Source organism: Salipiger sp. 1_MG-2023, from assembly GCF_030547555.1.
Classification (GTDB): Bacteria; Pseudomonadota; Alphaproteobacteria; order Rhodobacterales; family Rhodobacteraceae; genus Salipiger.
This window is the reverse complement of sequence record NZ_JAUOQN010000156.1, coordinates 1-1,479: the sequence shown is the minus strand read 5'-3', so window position 1 is coordinate 1,479 and position 1,479 is coordinate 1. Positions and strand designations below refer to the sequence as shown.

1 protein-coding gene is annotated in these 1,479 nt (G+C 57.2%); it reads left to right on the top strand.

The features are described 5' to 3' along the window. Nucleotides 1–710 precede the first annotated feature (710 nt). The gene (locus Q4543_RS24350) at nucleotides 711–1,364 is read left to right on the top strand and encodes a DUF3047 domain-containing protein (RefSeq protein ID WP_303442730.1); all 654 of its coding nucleotides are present in this window, start codon (nucleotides 711–713) and stop codon (nucleotides 1,362–1,364) included. The last annotated feature ends 115 nt before the right edge of the window (nucleotides 1,365–1,479 follow it).

The following is a 1,479-nucleotide window of genomic DNA, read 5'->3' as shown; positions in this document are numbered from 1 at the left end:
CAACGGCATCAAGCCATCAACACAAGATCAGGCCGCCGCTTGATGACCGCCCAAACACCAGATTTGACAATAGCTCCAGAGCACCTCTGGCGCGGCAAGTGATACAAGGGCGATCTTTGCCCCAACTTCCAGGTGCGCACCCGAGGGTGCGGGTTTTCTTTTGTGCAAGAGACGAACCTCACCGGCCGCTGGCTTTGCACATGGGTAAGGCCCGCGAACCCGCTGAAAATCCAAAACGGAAAAATGCACCCGGCCTTAAAGGCGTTCGCCAAAACAGAGCCAAGACATTGAATTTAATATGCAATGCCCCCTAAGTATTCTTCGAAGAAACATGCTGGAGGGCCAACCCACTCTGTTTAAGGGGCGGTCGCGACGGTAAGCGGCATCTTTTCGCACCCGCCTGAGCAAAGGCCCTGGCAAAAGACATGCCTTGGCTCAGAGCGGCGCAACGATGGCAGGTAAACACCCTGTCTGGCCGAACTTGGGAACCATGCCTCGGGAAATCCGGTTTCCGGGTGCGCCGAAGGGCATTGCTCATCTTGAGCCGATCCTCGCAAACACCAGCCGGGATCAGTTCGTGCAGGGATGAAGGGGCAATTGCAGGTCAGGATCATGCTGCGACGCTTGTCGACCGCCTGACATTTTCGTCAGGTCGGTGTTCTTCCCCTTTGCACCCATCGGTAACGCGATAGGTTAAGCGGAGTTGTCATATGAAAGACCCCATGCGCCCTGCACTGCTACTCACCCTTCTCCTGGCTCAAGCGACAACGGCTTCGGCCGGAAATATCAGCTTTGGCAATGGTTGGCAGGAGCAACGTTTGTCGTTGTTCAGCTCCAACGATTATCGGTTTGGTACCAACCTCAGCCTGATTTCCAAAGGATCGGTGTCGATCGCCTGGACGCGTCTGCCACAGGCGGATTGGGGGACCTCGAGCGCATCATGGACCTGGACGGTGGACCAGTCCGTTCCGGCAACAAACCTTGCGCAGAAGGGCGGCGATGATCGGAATATCTCGCTCTACTTTGTTTTCGTGCCCGAACGCATGGCGCCGGAGCTTGAGGGCGCCAACATCCGTAGCCTGCTTGGAAATGACGATGTGCGGATCATGCAATATACTTGGGGGGGAAATCACGCAAAGGGCCAGATCATTCGTTCACCCTATGGCCCACCGGGTCAGGGTGTAACCATTGCGTTGAGGCAAGCCGGAATCGGATCGCATCGCGAGAGTGTCGACCTGGCGGCAGATTATTCCCGCGCCTTCGGAGGCAACAAGGGTGCGCTCGTCGGGCTGGCCGTATCGGGCGACAGCGACGATACAAATAGCGCCATCAGGGCCGCGATTGGAGACCTGTGGCTAGAATAGGTGTAGATGATGTGACCGCCCGAGGCACCAAGCTACAACGGTGACGTCCCCAGACGTGGTGTAGCTTACGGTGGCCATCGGGTTTCCCGGTAGGGTCGGGTTGCGAGAACCAACC

Coding starts and splice junctions, on each gene's coding strand:
- Q4543_RS24350 (WP_303442730.1), top strand. CDS start 711: ATGAAAGACCCCATGCGCCCTGCACTGCTACTCACCCTTCTCCTGGCT.